Genomic DNA, 15,908 nt, shown 5'->3' on the forward strand with positions numbered 1-15,908 from the left:
CGGGATGCTGGTCGCCGTGGAGGAGTTTTCCAGGTGGACTGCCACATGAAATTCCGAAAGCCAAGTTTCAGCTGGTTGATGCATTTAGAGACCCACTTCTTTCCCCAATAGTTGCCTGCGGCCCAACAAGCTACAGCGTATTAACCAACCACCTGCCGGGGCGCGAGTGGGCTCTACCCGTCTTTGCGGGTGCATCCCTAAGGTGTACAGGGTGGTACCCGCCCGGCCCGCCCGTACCACTCGCATGAATACTCGTTTGAGGACGGCGCGAACGCAGGGCCGGCGCCGGCTTCCGGGCGCGCCAAAATTACAGCGGGTAGTCCGATGTCCTGACTACCGTCGTGGGCGGCGCGGTTAGCTCTGCCAGCCGTGCGGACCCGGGACCTGTGGTGCCGGGCGGTGCCTGCTCCGGCGGTGCCGGACTAGCCCGCGTGGCGGGCGCCGTAGGCTACCGACGCCAGGTCTTCCCGATGGCTGATTCCTAGTTTCGCGAACATCCGGTAAAGATGGCCCTCCACGGTGCGGAGTGAGAGCCCGAGCTGGAGGGCGATTTCCCGGTTGCTTGCACCGGCCTGCACCAGCGCAGCAATCTCCTGCTCGCGCCGCGTCAGCTTGTGCAGATCCGGCGGGACCTCAGCCGCGGACGAGCCGGTCTTGTTCAGTGCCGCATTGCGTTGCTTGACGAGTTTCTGCGCCTCGAACTGGCGGGGCTTGTCTCCCCGCGTCTCGAGGATGCGAAGGGCGTGGGCGGCGCATTCCGCGGCCGCCAGGTCCAAACCGTCCCGTGCGGCGGCATCGCTCATTTCCACGAGCCGGTTGACGTCCTTGGCGGCAAGCGCACGGCAGTAAGCGGCCAGGAATTCCGCGCTGCGCCCCTCGCAGCCCTCCGCAGTTACAGCAAGGCGCGGCACAACGGAAAGGTCACCGAGCCGGAGCACCAGGGAGAGGATCTCCACTTCATAACTGAGGAATCCGGACGCGGCAGCCGCATCCGCGAGGGCCATAAGCTTTGAGACGGCAGTCTGGACGCCCAGGCGTTCGGCCAGGGCCGCAACCGTGTAGGCCTGCCCGAGCAGTGACGCGTGGCGATGGTCCGACAGCAGCGCCTGGTAGGCGTCCGCATTAGTTCTTGCCGTTTCAGTCCGGTTAAGGATGGACGCCGCGTAGGCCGCGGCTGCAAGGGCATCGGGCAAGTCTCCGCCGGCATCGGAAAGACGCAGCACTTCGGCAGCCTGGCTCAGTTTCGGCAAGGCAGCCCCGATAGTGCCCCGGCGCAGGTCCGCAGTGCCTGCCGCGAGATGCAGCATTCCGCCGAAGTAGATCAGGGAGTTCGAAGCCTGGGCGATATGTTTTTGCAGGTAGTCGTCCAGGACGTCGAATTCACCGGCATGGAGGAGCGCCAGCAAGTAGCGTCGCATCACGAACTCGGCGTACTCAAGGCGCCGGTCGCCGCTATCGGCAAGGATATCCTCGACGTCCATGACTATCTGGAGTGCCGACACGGCACGTCCCGTGAGCGCCAACGACTCTGCCAGCAACGTCCCGGCCAGCACCCGGGACTCGTCGTCGTCCGTGGACTCCCAGATCTGCTGGAGTTCCGGCTCTGCCTCAACGTGGCGTCCTGCAGCCTGGTAGCCCTCCAGCGCAAGAAGCCGGCTGCCCAGCCGCGCTGTCTCAAGCTCCGTGGCATTGAATCCGTAATGGGCCTCTTCCAGCCTCGAAACGGCTTCCGCCCACGCGTCCGCCGCCCGCAGCACAGCCTCCGGGCCATTGCGTTTTCCGGCGGCGAGTTGGGCCGCCAGCATGGAAGCCTGGCGGACGGTGCGAAGGTCAGTGGCTTGTTCCACCACGCCTTCAAGGCACAGGGCGGCTCCCATGGGATCCCGTCCGTACAGCTTGGCGCGGGCCAGTTCCACCTGTGCGGCCAGCTTCAGGGACGGTTCCCGGATGGCGCCAACAACGCGCTCCACGTATTCGGGGATGAAGAGGCGGTTCGCCAGCTGGGCAGCTTCAAGGATGTCGGCGTCGGGCACTGTTGCGCCGGACTCCAGCGCCCAGGTGACGTGCCGGAGCCTGCCGTCCAGGGTTTCCGGTCGCGAGTCCAAAAGGTCAACGATCCGCCGCCGGATGGTCACGCTGCGGGCGGTCGGGACGAGCTGCCTGATCACTTCACCTATCAGCGGCTGGGCCAGGCGGACGTGCCTCGCCGGATCCGCCGCGATCGCGATGAACTGGAGCTCCTTGAGTTCGTCGACGGCGTGGCTGTCGCTGGCACGCTGAAGGACGCTGAGGGGGATCGCCTCAGCGAGCGCCACTGATTCCAAGGCCTGGCGCTGGTCAGGATTGAGCTGCATGATCTGGTTCCTGACGAGGTCCATCAGCCGGACAGTGGCTGCTCCCGGCTCACCCAACAGCACCCACGTGTCATTTCGCTGCACCAGGTGGCCGCGGGTCTTGGCATGGGCTATGAGTTCCAGCAGGAACATCGGGTTTCCGCCGGAGGACCTGAACAGGACCGCGCTCGCGCTGGGGACCAGCGGCGAGCCCAGCACCCGGGTGCACAGCTCGTCCGCTTCTTCCTTGCCCAGCGGCTGCAGTTCGAAACGGTCAACCAGGCCTTCCGACCACATGGACAACACCTCAGGCGGCGGCGACGGGTGCGGCCGGCACAGCAGCACCACCCTGGCGGCTTCCGCAGCAGCCAGCTGGGCAATGACTGCGGCACTGCTGTCATCCAGGTGCTGGGCGTCTTCCACGACCAGGACCGCCTGCGACTGGTCCCGCAAGCCTTCCGGGTTGAGTTCCGTGACCAAGGCCTTGAGCACAGCACGCGGCTGGTCCGTCTGTCCGGGGGTCAGCGCCGTCAGCAGGGGCGCCAGGGCCGCGTAAGGAACCTCCGAGAGTGACGGGCCCGCGTAGACGTAGAACGGCCGGATCCGGTGGCCAAGCTCAAAGATCACTTCGTTGGCGAGCGCGGTCTTGCCGATGCCCGCGTCGCCAAGGATGAGTGCACCCGGGCCGTTGGCGTCCAGGAGGCAATCGACAACCGCCGCAACCATGCCGAATCGTCCGATCAGTCTCTCTGCCGTGATGGTGGACTCAGTCATGGCTAGTCATCTCCTGTACTGCCGAGGGCTACCGGAAGCTCCAAACGCTCCTCGATCTTTAGCTTGCCGTAGATCTGGTAGAGGTGGCCCTCCACGGTCCGTACGGAAACGTGCAGCTGGGCTGCGATGCTCTTGTTGCTCGCTCCGGCAGCGGCCAGCTGCGCTATCTGGAGCTCCCGGGCCGTCAGCGTGAGGCGGTCGTGGCTTCCATCCTCGGGTGTCCGCAACCTCCTGCGGCAGGTTTCCGCCAGATGCTTGGCCTGCCGGACAAGGCTTCGTTCGAGGCGCGCCTGGTCGAGGTGGAGAACCGATTCGGCGATGTCCAGCGCAAACCTGTCATTGTGCAGCCTGGCCGCGAGGTTGGCAGCAGCCATAAGCTCGTCGGCTTCGCCTGACATGATGCCCCGGGCGTATTGCGCACACAGTTCCGCGAATTGGCCCTGGCTTTCCGCCGCACACTCCAGCAGCCGGGGAGCCGCAGCGGATTCCCCAAGCCTGAGAGCCGAGCTCAAGCACAGAAGCTCGTGGCCGACGTTGCCCGTACCGCGATCCTCCTCCGCCATGTGCAGCAGTTGTGCGATGCCCGTCCTGGGACCATCAAGCTCCGCGCGCGCGAGGGCAGTGAAGTAACCCTCCGCCCGGGACACCTTCCATGATTTCCGCCGGGACCCTGATTCTGTCTCCGCCAGGTAATCGAGCGCCTGTTCGCGCTCACCCTGCAGGGCCGACGCGTAGGCCGCGGCCGCGCAGGCGAGACTCAGTACGCCGTCGCTGTCCTGGATCCGCAACTGGCTGATACCGGGAACCAGCAGGTCCAGGCCGTCGCGTCCGCGGCCCTGCATGCAGGCGCAGATCGCTTCCGGAACCTCTGTCGCGCTGAACCGCCGGTAGACCAGGGACGAAGGCCCCCAGTCCTCGTCCGGCAAGGTTTCCGCCGCCTCGTCCCACTTGCCCGCCACCAGGTAGGCGAAACGCAGCCGTGATATCACCGACTGCGCTATTGCAACCGGGATCTCCGGACGCAGGCACTGCAGCTTCAGCTGTTCGGCAAGCTCGGCAGCATCCGCCTGGCGCCCCGTCACGGCCCACGCTTCACACAACCAACTGCCTGCCTGGAGCCGGAATTCCGCACTATGGAACTCCACATTGTCCAGGGCTCCAACAAGCTCGGCAGCCATTTCCGGATAGGTTCCGGCGTAGCTGGCTGCTTCGGCTTCAGCCAGCGTCAGCTGCTCGCGGATGCGCCTGAGCTCCGGTGCCGGCATCCCGGCCGCCGGCCCGGTTGAGTCTTCATAAAGTACTTTTCGCGCCCGCGCCAGGGAATCAGTGGCCTCTTGCCAGGCGCCAGGGGTGGCAAGGAACACCGAGCTCTCGGCCAGCAGGAGACCGATCCACTCAGCGAGCGCCGGGTTTCCCGTCGATGCCTCACGGTGGCGGCGAACCACTTTGAGGGCCTCGTCCACCTCTCCGAGAGTCAGCAGCGCCGCCACTTCCTCGGTGACTGCCGCAGCCAGCGCCTCATGTCCCGGAACCGAGCGGACAAACCGCAGCGCCAGGGCGGCATCCAGCCTCCTGTTGGCGAGGCGTGCGGCCGAAAGGGATTCTTCCGTTGACAACACGGCACCGCAGTCCAAGGCCCAGACCGCGAAGGGCAGTTCCGTCGCGGGAGTCCGCAGTGAAGGTGCCGCAGCGTGGAGGACCATTTCGCGGAGCTCGTTGCTCCGGCCGGGCGGGACGTTTTCGCGGACCACATCCGCCACTAGCTGGCTCTGGATCCTGACGCGGCGGGGCAGGGAGTCCTCTACCGCCAGAACCCCTCGCTCTTCGAGGGCGTCCACGTCGTCGGCCTCCACCAGCTTCAGCAGGGTATCCAATGGCAGCGTCTCTGCCAGCGACAAAATCTCCAGGATCCGCCGGTCGGCTTCGCCCATCCGCCCCAGCCGGGTGGCGATCAGGTCAGTGATGGCCCGGCCGTGGACGTGATGATCCGCCGTCAGGACCCACACACCGTCGCGCATCACAAGGGACCCTGAGTCAGCGAGCTCCATTGCGAGCATCTTGAGATAGTGCGGGTTGCCGTCACTGGCAGCCCAGAGCGACTGGACCGCCGAGTGTGAGACTTTGGCGCTGAGCCCCTCTTCAAGCCAGCTAACGGCCTCGCGGAAGGACAGCGGTTCGAGGTTAACACGGGTCAGGAACCCGCCGTCGCACAGTCCCGAAATCTCTGCCGACAGCCGTAGCGGATCAGAGCATGTCAGGACCAGGCGCACGGCGCGGTTTCGGGCGAGCTGGGCGATCGTGACAGCCGTCAGTTCATCAGCTTCGCCGGCGTTGTCCACAAAGAGGTAGACGGTCTTCCCCTTGGCGCGTTCGCGGAGGAGCCTCATCAGGCCGGACAGGACCAGGACCGGGTGGTTCAAGTACCCCGGCTCGAGGTCGCCCAACAGCATGTTCAGCGCGCCGTAGGGCGAACGGGAGAGGGCTGCACTGCAGCGAAGCGTGACAACCAGGGAATCGTCGCGGAACTGTTTGAGGGCATGGGTGGTGAGGAAGGTCTTTCCGGTGCCGGAGCTCCCGGTCACCAGGACTCCCCCGGTGGACTCCGCCAGGGCGCGTGTGATGTCGCTGACCGCCTGCCTGCGCCCGATCAAAGGCCACGCGGCGCCCCGTGTCGTTCCGGCGGACCTGGTGGCGTGTGAACTGGCCACATTATCGGCTGTCAACATGAGTGAGACCTCTGTAATTACGAGCGATTCCTGGTAACCCAAATTAACCAGCTGGCACGCCCGCGGGCACCAGTAGTGAGTACTCGAATTTGCTCGCTACCCATACCTGTACTTGGAAGGCAGGTACCCCGGATTGCCCCGTCGCGGTACGCAGAGCGCCGGATCTGCCGACGGAAGGCGGCTTTGCCGTCACCTGCCGGCCCCCTGAAATAGTTAACAAGTCCGCGTGGCGCTACCGGTTCTGCTACACGCCCGGGTAGCCGCCGGCGGTCCGGGTACCTATTTTCCGGGTGAAGTTTTTACCCGCACCGCTGCGTCTTCGCCGAGTCCGGCGGCTGCCGCCAATTCGTCGCGTCCCGCGATGCCGAGCTTCAAGTAGCACCGATAAAGGTGGCCTTCCACCGTGCGGACAGAAATCTGCAGCTTGTCCGCGATCATTCGGTCGCTGAGTCCGGTTGCCGCCAGCCCGACGATGTTCCGCTCACGCTTGGTCAGGACAGGGGCCACGGTGTCAGGCTGGGCTTCGCTGCCCACATGGCCCAACTCTTCGTTGCAGCGCGCGATGCCTGCGCGGGCCAAGGCTGCCAGTTCCCGGTCCCGGCCGCGGTCCAGTGAGGTCAGGGCAGCCGAGTAGGCGTCCGAAGCCGTTTGGAAGACGGAGGCCGCGCAGAGGGCATCCCCCGCGCGCAGGAAGAGTTCGGCGCTGCCGTCGGAGAGCGCCGCACAGTATTCCGCCAGCGCGGCCGCCCAGGCGCCTTCCACCGCGCCGGCCAGCTCCTGGAGCCGGTCGAGCCTGGTGGTGTCCCCCAGGCCCAGGGCCGTGGCGAGGGCATTCAGCTCCAGGAACTTGGCGTCCTGTTGCGCGGCTTCCCCGGCGCTCCGGTGGAGGGCGGCGATGCCGGTTCCGTCGCCGGCCAGGTGTTCATCACCGGCAGCCAGGAAATCCCGGGCAAAGGCCGTCACGAGGTGCATGCCCCGCTCACCCCAGGTGTCGTAGTCTGACTTCAGCCTGTCAGCCTCGGCCTTGAGGCCCTGGGCGGCTGCCACGTAATAGGCCATGGCCGCGCAGAGCCGGAACATCTGCTGGGGGTCGCTGTCGCGGAGCGCCTCAAGCCCCGTGGTCAGTAGCTCCAAGGCGTCAGCGAGCTTTCCCTGCCGGACCGCTATGTAGCCCATCACGACGTAGGCGGCTCCGCTGAACGAGACCATGGCGGAACCGAAGGGGGCTTCCGCGTAACCCGCCAGGAGCTGCTGCGCCTCGTCCCACTCACCGGCTGCAAGATCGCAGGCGACAAGTCGGACCACTATGAACTCAGGGAGGAAGAAAATGTCGTTGTCCGGAGGCTGGGCCTGGCCGAAGGCGTCCATGGCGAGCTGGCGCCCTTGCAGCGGATACCCCAGCGCGCAAAGCCGCTCCGCCTGCAGTGCCAGGGCCATGGACCGGGTGAGTGGGCCATCGGGTGCCGTGCTGGAATCGCCGTCCGCCAGCAGGTCATCGAGTGCGGGCCCCATGTGCCTGTAGTCTCCCGCGAGCGAATCCGCCATGAGTTCCACAAGGGACGCCCGGTGTGCAGTGACCTTGAGGATGGCTGCTGAGTCCGAGGGATTGGCCGCAGCCTCTTTTTCGCCCCATTGCCGCAGGCGCCGCGCGTCGTCCGCAATCTCCGGGGAGGGGTGCCCGAGTGCCGCCCGGGTGGCGGATCTGAGGAGGCTGTTGACCAGCATGTGCGTGAGGCCGCTGCCGGCGTCGACGTTCACGTTCAGAAGGGCGGCAGCTTCGTCATAGTGCCCGAGGTTGTAGTGGGAGCGGGCCATCACGGCGCGCGCAGTCTGTTGCAGTTCGGGGTCCTTCACGGCCCAGGCGATGCGCAGCGCCGTCTCGCTCTCGAACAGCTTGCAGGCAAGCACGGCCGCCCTGATCAGCAGGCGTGCCGGCACTTCCGCCCCGCAGTCCAGGGACCAGGAAACAATTCGCAGCAGCGACTCCGGTTTGTCAGCAGAGACTTCCATCCGGGACACGAGTTCCCGGTGCAGCTGGAGGCTTCGGGCCGCGGGAACGATCCGGCGCAGCACTTCGCCGTAGACAGGGCTGACCAGCCGCAGAGTCGGCTCACTGTCCACCGACTGGGCCACGAGCCGCTGGTCCAGCAGTTCCTTGACGGCAGGCTCACCCGCAATTTCTCCCACCAGGGTTCGGTCCACCGGTTCTGCCAGCGCGATGAGGTTCAGGGCCTCCCGGCCGTCGGCCGAGATGCGCATCAGCTGGACTTTGACGACGGCGGTGAGTTCCAGGGTCCTGACATGGGACGAACCGGTGTTAAGCCACACCCCGTTGCGCCGGATCAGGTCACCGGAGCGCTGGGCCTCGCGCACGAGGGTCTTGAGCAGCAGTGTGTTACCTCCGGCCTCCTGCCAGTACTGACGCGACGTGCTGTTGAGGACTTTGCCGTCGAGCAACGCCTCGCAGAGTTGATGCCCCTGTTCCATCGTCAAGGGAGCAATGTCGAACCTTTCGGCCGTGCCGTCGTGCCACAGCCGGAGCAGCGGCTGCGGTATGCCGGGCCTCGGAATACAGGTGGCCACGAGTTTGGCCCAGCCCGCCTGGACAAGTTCGGAAATCATCTCGGCCGTGGCCGTGTCCAGGTCGTGGGCATCGTCAACCAGCAGCAGGGCGGGTCCCGGGTTCTTCCTGCCGCTTTCAAGGTGCGCCCACAATGCCCTCAGGACAGCCACCTTGGACGTGACGTCCTCGACGGTGAGATCGGCCAGGTACGGAGACAACGCCCCGTATGGAACAGGTGCAAGTGACGGACTTCCGTGGACAGTCATCACCGCCGTCCGGCCCTTTCGGGCGTCGTTCAGCTGCGCCAATAACGAAGACGCTCCCAACCCGGCGTCGCCTACCACAAAGACCGCCCAGCAGTCGTCCGAGGCAAGGGCGTCCCTGACTGCGGACAGCATGTCTCCCCGGTCTATCCAGGGCTCACCAGCATTTTGACGCCGGGTTCCGGCGCGCGTCTGCGCCGAAGCCTTCCCGTCAGACTTGAGCGGATCCTTCAAGCTCACTCCTCGATGAAATCCCCATTTTCGTGAAGATCTGGTAGAGATGGCCTTCCACGGTACGGATGGAAAGCTGCAGCCGGTTGGCGACTTCTTTGTTGCTCAACCCCTGGCTGGCCATTCTTGCAACCTGCCGCTCCCGTTCGGTCAGTTCCGGTCCCACAGTGTGCGGCATCAACGGCAACACCGGCAGCGTCTCAACGAGCCGGTCCAGGCGGTGCTGGGCCGCGCGCGCGGATTGGGAGTCTCCCTTTTCCCTGGCGATGTCCAACGCCAGGACGACGCATCTGGATTCCACAGCATCAAGGTGGAGCTCCTGGGCCAGGGACGCTGCCTCAAGCAGGACCTTGGAATCCTTCTTTCTGCTCCCCTCCCCCACCAAACGATTGACGCTGGCCATCTTCCCCTGCCGACGGGCCGAAATCTCGGTCAGCAGGGCCAGTTCTTCCTCTGTCCCATGCACCGTAGCACCGAACAGGCTGATGGAGGCAGTGGTTGTCCGCCCTTTGGAAATGTCCTCGTGGGCTGACTCCATCAGCTTCTGCTTGGCTCCCGGATCCTTGAGCCACCGCTTGGCCATCCGGACACAGAAGTCGGCCATCCAGGAAGTGAACCATGCGACGTGCTGTTCCTCCTGGGCGGCAAGGTCCAGGAAGTTGCGCGATTCCTGGACGTCGCCGGCCTGGGCATAGGCAAAGGCCAGCGCTGAGCAGGCCAGTGAAGGGCCGTAATAACTCCGCCTGATTTCCAGCTGCGCCTGGGCACCGAGCAAGGTGTCGATGGCGAGGTCGGCCCGTCCTGCATAGGTGTAGGCCACACCGAGGGCAAGTTCCGCGGCCCCGCCGAGATACTGCATGATTTTAGGCTTCTGGTCGAGGGCTTCCGTGAGTATCCTGACGCAGTCCTCCCACTGGCCGCTGCACAGCAACGCAGCAAAGAGGCCTTCGGCCTGCCAGCTGAGCATTCCCGGCGCCACGTTGGACTGTTTCATCCTGTGCTGAATCTCGGCAGCAAGGGCGATTGCGTCTGCCTCCCGGCCCAGTACCGCCCAGGCCATGGTCAGCAGGCAGGCACAGTTCAAGACGTACAGCGGATCGCCGTCTTCCTTGTACGCCCGTTCCAGGTCTTCGGCGACGGCCGCGTATTCGCCCTGATGGACCATCTGCTCGAATTCGGCAAGCCTGATCCGCTCATGGGCCCGGGCAAAGTCGGCCGACGTTTCGTTGCCGATGGATGCCCTTTCCCTGCGGGCCAGCTCGTGCCGGGCCCCCGACAGGATGCCCCCGATCCGGCTGTACCCTCCGTGGATCCAGAGCAGCGCACTGCAGAAGTCCTGTATGTAGCTGGCGTAGGCGGTCGCGGGAAGTTCGGACAGCTGCTCGGGTGTGACTTCTTCCAGGACGGCCACTGCCGATTCGTGTTCGGCCAAGGTCATGTAGGCTGCTGCCCGCTGCTGGGCTGCTTCAGCCCAGTGCGGGTCTCCCACCCGGATCTGCGCAAGGGACTCCAGGGCGAACATCGGGTCGAACAGCTGGTTCGCCGCAGCGGCCGCGGCCAATGCAAACGCCGGTTCCACGGGCTCTCCGCAGTCAAGAGTCCACGCCACATAGCCGAGGAGCTCTTCGACATCCATCTCGGCAGGGGTTGCCCCCACCACCCTGGCCACCAGCTGGTGCAGTTCCTTGCGGCGCGGCAGGTCCATCCAGCCCCGGATGACTTCGCCGACATATTCGTCCTTCAGGCTCACCCAGCGCCGACCCGTCTCTCCCACGTGGAGGTAACCGGCTTTTTCGAGGTCGGCAACAACGGCGGGGTCGAGGACGTCGAGGAGGACGAACAGGGGAACCCTCCGGATCAGGGCCAACCACTCCAGGCCTTCCCTCACCTTCGGCGTCTCCCGTGCCAGCCGGGACCGGACCAGGTCCACCAGGGCGTCGGCTTCCGCGAGGTTGATCCCCCCTCTGAGCGCCCAGACCTTTCCGGCCTGGTGGAGGTTGCCGGAACGCAGTTGCTCAATAACTATTGCCTGGAGGACGAGGGGATTTCCGCCGCTCGCTGCGTAGAGCGAACTGGCGGCGGTGGCAGTCACCGGGCGCCCCAGCACGCCGGCAAGCAGTTTGCTCACTTCGGGCCGGGTGAATACTTCGAGCCGGATTTCCTCCAATGAATTGTTCCGGAGGAGCCGTATCAGGTCTTCGGGCATGTCCGTGACATTGCGGACGGTGACCATGAGCTTTGCGGCGCCGCTCAGTACGAGGTGCATCAGGACGGCGGTGCTCATGCTGTCGATCGCCGGGAGGTCCTCGAGCACCACCAGGACAGGACGTCCTGCGGCATCCTCCCGGATCAGCCGGGAAATGCCGTGAACAATTTCGCCGGGGGACTCCAGCGCCTTGCCCGGCAGGCGGGCCACCAGAAACGCCAATTGGCCAAAGGGGATGGCGGGATCGGTGGTGGTTCCGTGCAGGTGGATGACGTGCATCTTTCCAGCCAACTGGGCTTCCACTGCCCGGGCAAAGGTGGACTTGCCGACGCCTTGCGCACCGGCCACAACGACACCGTGGAGCTCGCTTTCGACGAGGATCGAAACGACCGAGGCCTGGAGGTCCTGCCTGACTAAAGACGACCACTTACGACGCTCTGAGGCTCCCATGCCCCGGCGTTCAGTCTCCAGCAGCCCCCCATGTTCAGAGCCTGGTGATGCAAGCACGATCGATCACGCTACCTTCGTGGCTCGAGCTGATGCGACCTGGCTGAGCCGTCGGGTTTTCAGTTTTCCGATGCCGCCAAACGAGGCAACAAGACCTTGAATGTGAAAATTACCATAGCAGGTATGACTAAACAATTAGGCCGCTTTATGCAGTTGGTTAACCAATTGCATTGCGCTCCCCGTGACCAGTCTCCCACCGGCAGGTTACCGCTGGAAAGGCGGCCTGGCGGCAACGTTACTGAACCGCCGTGTGATATTTCTGCTGTGCTGCCGCCAGTCCGTCCTTCACCACCGTCTCCACCGCGTCGGCGGCATCGTCGAGGAGGAAAGGCAGTTCCTTCTTTTCTGCGGTGGCGAAGTCCTTCAGGACGAAGTCTGCGGTGTCCATCCGGCCCGGCGGGCGTCCTACTCCGACGCGGACCCTGAGGTAGTCCTTCGTCGCCAGTGCTTTCGAAATGTCCCGCAGGCCGTTATGCCCGCCTTCGCCTCCGCCGATCTTCAGTTTGACCGTATTAAAGGGAATGTCTATCTCGTCGTGGACCGCTACGACGTGTTCCGGATCGATGTCGTAAAACTTCGACAGGGCCGATACCGGCCCCCCGGAGACGTTCATGTAGCTCATCGGCTTGGCCAGGACAACGCGGGGGCCGCCAATGCCAAGCCGGCCCTCCAGCACCTGGGCTCGGGCTTTGTGCGATTTGAAACTTCCGCCCACCCGGCGGGCCAGTTCGTCCAGTACCATCTGGCCGACGTTGTGCCGGTTGTTGCTGTATTCGGTGCCGGGGTTGCCAAGGCCTACGATCAGCCAGGTGTCAGTCATGCGTCAATCCTAGGGTTACAAGTGGGCTATTAACGGCAGTGGCCGGGCCCCGACGGGGACCCGGCCACGTGAAACGGGCTGCCGGAATTACTCGGCGGAAGCCTCGGATGCCTCGGCGGTAGCGCCTTCGGAAGCCTCTTCCTCGGTGACCTCGGTGGCCTCGGAGATGTTGACCACCAGGGACTCGGGGTCAGCCAGCAGGATGGATCCCTTGGGCAGGACCAGGTCGGAGGCGTGGATGTGCTCGCCCGCGGCGCGGCCTTCGATGCTGACCTCGACGGCGGTGGGCAGGTGGGTTGCCTCCGCTTCCAGGGAAACAACGGTCATTTCCTGGTTGTAGACGTTCCCGGGAGCAAGTTCACCGGTGACGTGGACGGGAACGTCCACGGTGACCTTTTCGCCGGTGCGGACGGTCAGCAGGTCAAGGTGCTCGATGATCTGCTTGATCGGGTCGCGCTGGATGTCCTTGACGAGGGCGAGGTGCTTTTCGCCGTTGATGTCCAGGGTCAGCAGGGCGTTTGCAACGCGGACGGCCAGCGTGGTGGCCTTGGCCGGCAGGGTGATGTGGATGGGCTCTGCGCCGTGGCCGTAGATGACAGCCGGGATGAGGTTGGCCATGCGCGCGCGGCGGGCGAAGCCCTTGCCGAATTCGGTGCGTACTTCTGCTGCGAGCTTCTGCTCAGACATGAAAATCTCCTTGAAATCTAAACGGTGTTCAGCAAGGGCGGAGGTCTGTTTGCGACCTTCAACGCTGGGCGGCCCATGGCCGGCCCTTCAAGAAGGGAGATTCAGACCCAGTCGATAACGGAGAACGCTCTCCCTCGCCAAGGTATCGGGAACAAGCCTACCAGCGCTTGGCCCGGTTACTGAAAACGGAGGCGGTTGAGCTTGTCGAATCCGGGCTTCGCCAAGCTCAACCACCCTACTCAGGCGTTGCCGTCGAACAGGCTGGTGACGGAGCCGTCGTCGAACACTTCACGGATGGCGCGGGCAATCAACGGTGCGATGGACAGCACGGTCAGCTGCGGGAAGCGCTTGTCGGCCGGGATCGGCAGCGTGTCGGTGACAACAACTTCGCGGGCTCCCGACTCGGACAGCCTGCGGGCAGCGGGGTCGGAGAAGACAGCATGGGTGGCTGCAATGATGACGTCCTTGGCGCCTGCGTTCTTGAGCACCTGGACGGCACCGGAAATGGTTCCGCCGGTGTCGATCATGTCGTCGATCAGGACGCACGTGCGTCCCTCGATCTGGCCCACGACGGTCTTGGACACAGCCTGGTTCGGAACCGTGAGGTCCCGGCTCTTGTGGACGAACGCCAGCGGAGCCCCGCCGAGGCGCTCGGCCCACTGTTCGGCCACGCGGACGCGGCCTGTGTCCGGCGAAACGACGGTGATGTTGTCCGCTGCGACCCGGGTGCGGATGTAATCGGCCAGCAGCGGGATGGCCATGAGGTGGTCCACGGGGCCGTCGAAGAATCCCTGGATCTGTGAAGTGTGCAGGTCAACGCTCATGATGCGGTCTGCGCCGGCGGTCTTGTACAGGTCAGCCACCAGGCGGGCGGAGATCGGCTCGCGGCCGCGGCCCTTTTTGTCCTGGCGGGAGTAAGGGTAGAACGGCGAAACAACGGTGATGCGTTTGGCGGATGCCCGCTTCAGCGAATCAATCATGATCAGCTGCTCCATCAGGTGGTTGTTCAGCGGAGCCGGGTGCGCCTGGATAACGAAAGCGTCGGTGCCGCGGACGCTCTCCCCGGCGCGGACGTAGATTTCCCCGTTCGCAAAATCGTAGGCATCCACCGGCAACAGTTCAGTGCCCAGCTCCTTGGCGATCTCCCGCGCAAGCTCGGGGTGTGCCCGCCCAGCAGCGAGAACCAGTTTCTTCTCGCCGCGTGCCGTAATTTCGGTCATGATTGCTTGCCCTCTTCTGTAGGTGCCGGGGTGCTTGAGGAATCCTGGGGCGGCAGGGCCGCTGCCGTTTCGCTGGCCGGTGCCGTTGCCCCCGCGGCTGCGGCCAGAACTGCTGAGATGGAGCCGGGCCGGTGCGAGACAACCCAGCCTTCGGCATTCCGCTGCTTGGCCACCGAGATGGCCAGCGCACCGGCGGGCACGTCCTGGCGGATCACGGCGCCGGCTCCGCTGTAGGCGCCGTCGCCCACCTGGACCGGAGCCACGAAGACCGTGTTGGAACCCGTGCGCACGCCTGAGCCGATCACGGTGCGGTGCTTGTTCTCGCCGTCGTAGTTGGCCGTGATGTTGCCGCAGCCGATATTGGTGTCCTCGCCGATCTCCGCATCCCCGGCGTAGCCGAGGTGCGAGAGCTTCGAGCCGCGGCCGATCTTCACGTTCTTCGTCTCGTAGAAGGCGCCGATCTTGCCGGTCTCCCCCAGCACCGTTCCCGGGCGGAGGTAGGTAAACGGACCGACGCTGGCGTTCGCGCCGATCGTGGCGCCGGAGCCGTGCGTCCGGGTCACTTTGGCGCCTTCGCCGACGATGACGTCGGTCAGCGTCGTGTCAGGGCCGACGACGGCGTCCCTCGCCACCGTCGTGGTGCCGTGCAGTTGGGTGTTGGGCAGGAGACGGACGTCCTCTGCCAGGGTCACTGTGGAGTCGATCCACGTGGTGGCGGGATCCACCACCGTGACGCCGGAGCGCATCCAGGCTTCGACGGTTCGGCGGTTGTGTTCGGCTGCCAGCGCGGAGAGCTGCACCCGGTCGTTGGCACCTTCCACCTGCCAGCGGTCGTTGGTGACTACTGCTGCCACGCGTCCGCCGGCCGAGCGTGCGAGTCCCAGGACGTCGGTGAGGTACATTTCGCCCTGCGCATTGTCCGTGGTGACATGGGCCAGCGCGTCGCGAAGGACGGCGGCGTCGAAAGCGTAGATCCCCGAGTTGATTTCCCGGATTTCGCGTTCCTCGTCGGAGGCGTCCTTGTGCTCGCGGATGCCCGTCACGGTGCCGTCGTCCGAACGCAGGATGCGGCCATAGCCGGCAGCATCGTCCAGGACTGCTGTCAGGACGGTGACGGCGTTGCGTTCATCTTCATGGATCAGCACCAGCTCGGCAAGCAGCTCCGCCGAGAGCAACGGAACGTCGCCATACGTGACCACAACGGTTCCGCTCAGCGGACCTCCGGCGTCGAGGGCTTCCAAAGCCGCCTGCACCGCGCGGCCGGTGCCGGGCACTTCATCCTGGTCCACCACCAGTGCCGCCGGATCGAGCCGGGACACGTGGGCTGCCACGAGGTCCCGTTCGTGCCGGACCACAATGGCCAGCTTCCGGGGATCGATGGTGCGGGCGGCACGAAGGGCATGGCCGACCAGCGACAGGCCGCCGATTTCATGGAGAATCTTGGGGGTACGCGACTTCATCCGGGTACCGGCACCTGCAGCTAGGACGATGACGGCAGCGGGGCCGGTTGTCTCGGGGCTCACGTACAGGCTCTCCTTGCTTGGTGAATCTCAGTTGCGCGCACTTTCACACCTTCGC

The 15,908-nt window shown here is 65.0% G+C and carries 8 protein-coding genes; all 8 read right to left on the reverse strand.

What is annotated here, in order from left to right:
* Positions 1-422: 422 nt before the first annotated feature.
* A complete protein-coding gene (locus tag ACFVWT_RS14660) occupies positions 423-3,107 on the reverse strand; it encodes a LuxR C-terminal-related transcriptional regulator (protein ID WP_390248958.1) in 2,685 nt (894 codons plus the stop codon).
* 2 nt (positions 3,108-3,109) lie between these two features.
* Positions 3,110-5,833 (reverse strand): LuxR C-terminal-related transcriptional regulator, encoded by a 2,724-nt coding sequence (locus ACFVWT_RS14665; RefSeq protein ID WP_390248960.1) that lies wholly within the window; start codon positions 5,831-5,833, stop codon positions 3,110-3,112.
* 279 nt (positions 5,834-6,112) lie between these two features.
* Positions 6,113-8,794: a LuxR C-terminal-related transcriptional regulator gene (locus ACFVWT_RS14670; RefSeq protein WP_390248962.1), complete on the reverse strand. Its 2,682-nt coding sequence runs from the start codon at positions 8,792-8,794 to the stop codon at positions 6,113-6,115.
* A 76-nt stretch (positions 8,795-8,870) separates the two neighbouring features.
* Positions 8,871-11,603, reverse strand: coding sequence for a LuxR C-terminal-related transcriptional regulator (locus ACFVWT_RS14675; RefSeq protein ID WP_390248964.1), 2,733 nt, complete (start codon positions 11,601-11,603; stop codon positions 8,871-8,873).
* A gap of 235 nt (positions 11,604-11,838) precedes the next feature.
* Positions 11,839-12,423 (reverse strand): aminoacyl-tRNA hydrolase, encoded by a 585-nt coding sequence (gene pth, locus ACFVWT_RS14680; protein ID WP_390248966.1) that lies wholly within the window; start codon positions 12,421-12,423, stop codon positions 11,839-11,841.
* An 87-nt stretch (positions 12,424-12,510) separates the two neighbouring features.
* Positions 12,511-13,110, reverse strand: a complete 600-nt coding sequence (locus ACFVWT_RS14685; RefSeq protein ID WP_390248968.1) for a 50S ribosomal protein L25/general stress protein Ctc — start codon at positions 13,108-13,110, stop codon at positions 12,511-12,513.
* A gap of 239 nt (positions 13,111-13,349) precedes the next feature.
* The gene (locus ACFVWT_RS14690) at positions 13,350-14,330 is read right to left on the reverse strand and encodes a ribose-phosphate diphosphokinase (RefSeq protein ID WP_011691079.1); all 981 of its coding nucleotides are present in this window, start codon (positions 14,328-14,330) and stop codon (positions 13,350-13,352) included.
* Positions 14,327-15,853: a bifunctional UDP-N-acetylglucosamine diphosphorylase/glucosamine-1-phosphate N-acetyltransferase GlmU gene (gene glmU / locus ACFVWT_RS14695; protein ID WP_390248970.1), complete on the reverse strand. Its 1,527-nt coding sequence runs from the start codon at positions 15,851-15,853 to the stop codon at positions 14,327-14,329. Before glmU ends, ACFVWT_RS14690 begins: the two co-directional genes overlap by 4 nt.
* Positions 15,854-15,908: the final 55 nt, after the last annotated feature.

This window comes from Arthrobacter sp. NPDC058288, from assembly GCF_042880995.1.
Classification (GTDB): domain Bacteria; phylum Actinomycetota; class Actinomycetes; order Actinomycetales; family Micrococcaceae; genus Arthrobacter.

Bases quoted from the DNA above. Each gene is read 5' to 3' on its own strand.
- ACFVWT_RS14670 (WP_390248962.1), bottom strand. From the start codon at position 8,794: ATGCTGTCCGCAGTCAGGGACGCCCTTGCCTCGGACGACTGCTGGGCG.
- ACFVWT_RS14660 (WP_390248958.1), bottom strand. From the start codon at position 3,107: ATGACTGAGTCCACCATCACGGCAGAGAGACTGATCGGACGATTCGGC.
- pth (WP_390248966.1), bottom strand. From the start codon at position 12,423: ATGACTGACACCTGGCTGATCGTAGGCCTTGGCAACCCCGGCACCGAA.
- ACFVWT_RS14685 (WP_390248968.1), bottom strand. From the start codon at position 13,110: ATGTCTGAGCAGAAGCTCGCAGCAGAAGTACGCACCGAATTCGGCAAG.
- ACFVWT_RS14665 (WP_390248960.1), bottom strand. From the start codon at position 5,833: ATGTTGACAGCCGATAATGTGGCCAGTTCACACGCCACCAGGTCCGCC.
- ACFVWT_RS14690 (WP_011691079.1), bottom strand. From the start codon at position 14,330: ATGACCGAAATTACGGCACGCGGCGAGAAGAAACTGGTTCTCGCTGCT.